This is a genomic window from Hydrogenivirga sp. 128-5-R1-1, assembly GCF_000171895.1.
The window spans coordinates 1-4,151 of sequence record NZ_ABHJ01000052.1; the positions used below are offsets into that span (position 1 = coordinate 1).

The window sequence follows — 4,151 nt, forward strand, 5'->3', positions numbered from 1 at the left end:
AATAAGTATCAAATAATTTATAAAAAATATAGGAAAAGAAACTAAAAGGTAAATATAATTTTCTTCTAAAAGTGAAAATAAAAAACCAAAAATCAAAGGTAGGTGTCCTACTGCAAGATTTATTTTATAGGTATTAAGGATAAAAAGTTTGCCTTTTACCCTTAAATAAACAAAATATGGTATAAAAACTGATGTGAAAGTTATTAAATAAATATAAATATCTTTAATTTGTGGATTTTTAGCTTTACCTACGATAATTAAAAGCAGGGCAAAATAAAAAATAGACGAAAATAAACCTGCAAAATAATATCTACGAATACGAAAAATATTATCCATTACTTTCCAGTTTTCTTACTAAACTGTCAAAATCTTTTTTTATTTTTTCAAATCTGTTTAAAAGAATTAAAGCCTCTTCTGTTAGGGACGAGCCTCCCCTTTCTTTTCCACCTCTTTTTGTTTCAACAAGTTTTTTACCGGTTCTTTTTTCCATTGCTTTTATGTACTCTAAAGCTTTTTTATAAGATATTCCTATACTTTCAGCTGCTTTTTTTATTGAGCCGGTTTCCTGCACTTTCCTTAAAAGCTCATCTCTACCAAGCCCAATTATAATTTCTCCATCTTTCTCAAGCCATACTTTGTACTTTATCTCATTTTTCTTCATAGTAAGAAGCAACTGATGGTTTTACAACCTTTACTATACAGCCTTCACATATTTTTAAAGAAACTGTATTTTCCTCAACGGATTTTATTTCTCCAATTAGACCACCTGAAGTAATAACTTTATCTCCTTTTTTAAGGTTTTTCAAAAACTCTTCATGTTTTTTTCTCTGCTGTTGCTGTGGTCTGTAAAGCAGAAAGTAAAAAATGGCAATTAAAAGTACCATCCATATCACTGCGCTTATAATCTGTTCTCCACCTTGCATAAAATCCTCCTGTATTTGCATTTTTATAACATTATATTTATATTTATATTAACACAAGTTTATAGTGGAGGGGAAAATGGCAGACTACAAAAAGTACGAAGAAGATGCACCCTATCAGGAAGAACATCTTAGACCTGAAGTTGTAAAAGAAGCAGTTTTTATTGGAAGTGAAGCTTTAGCAAAAGCACCTAAAGTTTATGGGGTTCCAACAGGTATAGAAGGATTAGATGAATTATTTTTTATAGTTGAAGTAGAAAACGGAAAAATAGTAAAGAAAAATCTTGGGGGAATTCCTGCGTATTCTGTATTTAACATAACAGGGGTATCAGATACTGGAAAATCATTAATGGTTGAACAGTTTGCTGTAAAACAGGCAAGCGAAGGACACAAGGTTGCATTTATAACAGTGGAAACTCCTGCCAATTTTGTTGCTGCGTCTTTAAAGCTTAGAGCAGCAGCAATGGGACTTGAGTTTGAAAAATTTGAAGATAATATAGTATTAATAGATGCTGCTTCAAATACAAAATTAAGGGAGAATTTACCTGATTTGCTGGCAACTTTAGCTTATGCAATAAAAACTTATAAGATAAAATTTACGGTTGTAGATTCTATAACAGGCTTATTTGAAAATAGAGAACCTCTTGCAAGAGGAATTGTAAGAAGAGTTTTTAATTTTTTAAAAAAATGGTATCAAACTGCACTGCTGGTATCCCAGAAAAGAAGTGGTCATGAGGAGCTTACCGCTGAAGCTGCCGGTGGGTACGCAGTTGGACATATAGTTGACGGTACAATGGTTCTTGCAAAAGAAATCATTGATACTACTTATAAAGCAAAACTTTATAAAAAAGAAGTTGGTGATATAGTACGACTTTTTAGAATAGATGGATGTAGAATGTCAGGACACGACACAAAAACGCATTTTATGGAAATTACAGAAACAGGATTAGTTAGAATATTAGACCCAATAAGCAAAGTATAAAAACTTTATAAAGGAGGGTGTACAATGGTTATACAAATTACAGGTCTTCCGGTAGCAACCGAAGAAGAACTTGAACATCTTGTTACAAGAGTGTTTTTTAAGGGAATAGACCTTTTAGGAGGTCTTTCAAAACTTGCAGAATATAAGACTTTAACATGGCTTCCATCTCTGGCAAGAGCAGCTTTTGCAATAGTTTTAAGGGAAGAATATCTGAAAACAGAAGAAGAGATAGCTGCTATAGTTGGTCTTACTAAAAATACAGTAAGAAACATATTAAGAGCTGACCCTGAAATGGCTTTATATAAAATCCAGCATATGGAAGAGCTTACAAAAGAAGAAAAGAAAGAGCTTAGAGTTCATACAGCTGGAGGTCTTGCAAAACTTGCTTATAAACTTGTAAAAGAAGGACAGGATGCACAGGTATTACTGGAATTTTGTGCTGCTACAGGAGCTAAAGTTGCTCAGGTTTGCGAAGTACCATGGGCTTATGCAGTGTTAAAAGAATGAAAGGTGTTAAATATCCTATAATGAACTCTGATGTTTAGCAGAAAAACTTAAAGGTATTGATATTAAAGGTGTTCCTGCAACTGATGTTGTAAGAGAAATTTCTTATCCTATAAGAACACCTGCAGACCTACTGCACGAAATAAAAGAGTACCTTCAAATGAAAGGTATAGACTAATTTTAAGGGGCAAAATGCCCCCTTTTTTCTATCTGTCTGATAGAAGTTTTCCACCTTTTGCCCAGTTTTCTCTATCTACTTCATCAATTACAATATAGGTTGCTTCAGGTGGTTTATTTGCCACATCCTGTAAAACTTTTGTTATGCCTTCAACAATCTTTTGTTTTTGTTCCTTAGTGAGCTTTCCTGCAACTTTAACATTTACATAAGGCATTTTAATCCTCCAGATTGTATTGTTTTATTTTTCTGTATAAAGATGATAAATCTACTTCAAGTACTTTAGCAATTTCTTTTAGATTTTTGTTTCCATACTTTTTTAGAGCCTGTTTTATGGTTTCTTTTTCAGCAAGTTCTCTAACTTCTTTTAAAGGTCTTATTCCAAAGCTTAGAGCTGTTTTTTGTGGTTTTTTGCCTGTTATGTACTCAGGTAAATCCTGTAGTTTTATCTCTCCATTACTAAATATACATAATCTTTCCATCAAATTTTTCAGTTCTCTAACATTTCCCGGCCATGGGTATTTTAAAAATGCTTTTTTTACCTCATTTGAAATTTGAGGTATTTGCATTTTGTTTTCTAAACATGATTTTTTTAAGAAATACTCTGCAAGCAGTATAATATCTTCTCCCCTTTCTCTTAAAGGCGGAACTTTTATTGGTACTACTGAAAGTCTAAATGCCAAATCTTGTCTGAAATTTCCTTTAGCTATTTCTTCATCTATGTTTTTGTTGGTTGCAGATATTACTCTGATATCAACTTTTATTTTTTGATTGCTTCCAAGTCTTGAAAAAGTTTTTTCTTCTAAAACCCGCAGAAGTTTCGCCTGAGCTCTAAGGCTAAGGTCTGCAACCTCATCTAAAAATAATGTTCCTCCATCTGCAACCTCAAGTTTTCCTGCTTTTCTTGAAACGGCATTTGTAAAAGCTCCTTTTTCATATCCAAATAGCTCTGCCTCAAAAAGCTCATCAGGTATAGCTGCACAGTTTATGTCAACAAAAGGTTTATCTGCCCTATCAGAAAGGTAATGTATAGACTTTGCTACCAGCTCTTTTCCTGTACCATTTTCACCAATAATTAAAACCCATGCATTTGTTTTTGCCACCTTTTCAATCTGTCTCTTTAGGTATATGACAGCTGGAGAGCTTCCTATTATCTCAATGTCTTGTTCTTCTTTTTCTTTTAAAAATTCAAATTCAAGTTCTTTTTTTATGTCCTCTTGAGCTTTGTTAAGTATTGCAAGAATAGATTCTGTAGAGATGGGTTTTTCTAAAAAGTCGTATGCACCGATTTTTAAGGCTTTTACAGCAATTGGAATATTTGCATGTCCGGAAATCATTATAATTTTAGTTCTTTGCGATAGATTTTTTATATATTGTATTAGGTCTGTTCCTTCTCCGTCTGGAAGCCAGACATCTAAAAATACTATGTCGTAATCTTTTTCTTTTAGTTTTCGTTTTGCCCCCTCAAAAGAAGACACTGTATCAACATAATAACCTTCATCTTCTAATATATCTTTCATCATATTTCTTATGTTTTCTTCGTCATCTACAACTAAAACAGATAAATTAC

The 4,151-nt window shown here is 32.6% G+C and carries 6 protein-coding genes and 1 pseudogene; 2 read left to right on the top strand and 5 right to left on the bottom strand.

The annotated features are described in order from the left end of the window. From HG1285_RS20280 to yajC, 3 genes are all read right to left on the bottom strand, one after another. Positions 1-336 (bottom strand): hypothetical protein (locus tag HG1285_RS20280; protein WP_008288329.1); only part of this gene is annotated, 336 nt, incomplete at its 3' end. Next, positions 329-661 carry a winged helix-turn-helix domain-containing protein gene (locus HG1285_RS05695; protein ID WP_008288330.1) on the bottom strand — a complete coding sequence of 111 codons (333 nt, stop codon included), beginning with the start codon at positions 659-661 and terminating at the stop codon, positions 329-331. The genes HG1285_RS05695 and HG1285_RS20280, both read right to left, overlap by 8 nt. After that, entirely contained in the window at positions 648-923 is a 276-nt protein-coding gene (gene yajC, locus HG1285_RS05690) for a preprotein translocase subunit YajC (protein ID WP_008288331.1), read from the bottom strand. Before yajC ends, HG1285_RS05695 begins: the two co-directional genes overlap by 14 nt. 76 nt (positions 924-999) lie before the next feature. Here yajC and HG1285_RS05685 point away from each other — a divergent pair, with 76 nt between their 5' ends. Beyond that, a complete protein-coding gene (locus HG1285_RS05685; RefSeq protein WP_008288332.1) occupies positions 1,000-1,902 on the top strand; it encodes a KaiC domain-containing protein in 903 nt (300 codons plus the stop codon). A 24-nt stretch (positions 1,903-1,926) separates the two neighbouring features. Further along, a pseudogene (locus HG1285_RS18240) lies at positions 1,927-2,584 on the top strand (bacterio-opsin activator). A 28-nt stretch (positions 2,585-2,612) separates the two neighbouring features. Here HG1285_RS18240 and HG1285_RS05680 read toward each other — a convergent pair. Together HG1285_RS05680 and HG1285_RS05675 are read right to left on the bottom strand one after the other, a co-directional pair. Continuing rightward, positions 2,613-2,798: a 4-oxalocrotonate tautomerase family protein gene (locus HG1285_RS05680; RefSeq protein WP_008288334.1), complete on the bottom strand. Its 186-nt coding sequence runs from the start codon at positions 2,796-2,798 to the stop codon at positions 2,613-2,615. Between the two features lies 1 nt (position 2,799). Beyond that, positions 2,800-4,151, bottom strand: a 1,352-nt coding sequence (locus HG1285_RS05675) for a sigma-54 dependent transcriptional regulator (protein WP_008288335.1), incomplete at its 5' end; no start/stop codon positions are given.